This is a genomic window from Priestia sp. SIMBA_032 (genome assembly GCF_046535215.1).
Taxonomy (GTDB): Bacteria; Bacillota; Bacilli; order Bacillales; family Bacillaceae_H; genus Priestia; species Priestia aryabhattai.
Genome location: NZ_JAWRXD010001371.1, coordinates 1 through 243 on the forward strand (window position 1 = coordinate 1; position 243 = coordinate 243).

Annotated in this window: 1 protein-coding gene; it reads right to left on the reverse strand. The window is 62.1% G+C overall.

The features are described 5' to 3' along the window. A partial coding sequence (locus SB717_RS38815; RefSeq protein WP_410908581.1) for a GatB/YqeY domain-containing protein occupies nt 1-243 on the reverse strand: 243 nt, incomplete at both ends.

Consider the following 243-nt stretch of genomic DNA (forward strand, 5'->3'; position numbering starts at 1 on the left):
CGTTCTCGGCGAAGATCGACGCCGCCTCGGCCCGCTTCTTGCTCTCGCGGGCAAGCACTTTGAGGACGTCATCGTCGGTCAACTCACGTGCCGTCTTGCCGGAGACCTCTTCGGCACCGATCGCGGCGAGGACCATTCGCAGCGTCCCGGTGACGAGGGATTCCTTGGCTTTCATGGCGGTGGTCAGATCAGCGCGGATCTGTTCCTTGAGGGTTGACATGTGATCAAAGCTACGCCGACGGG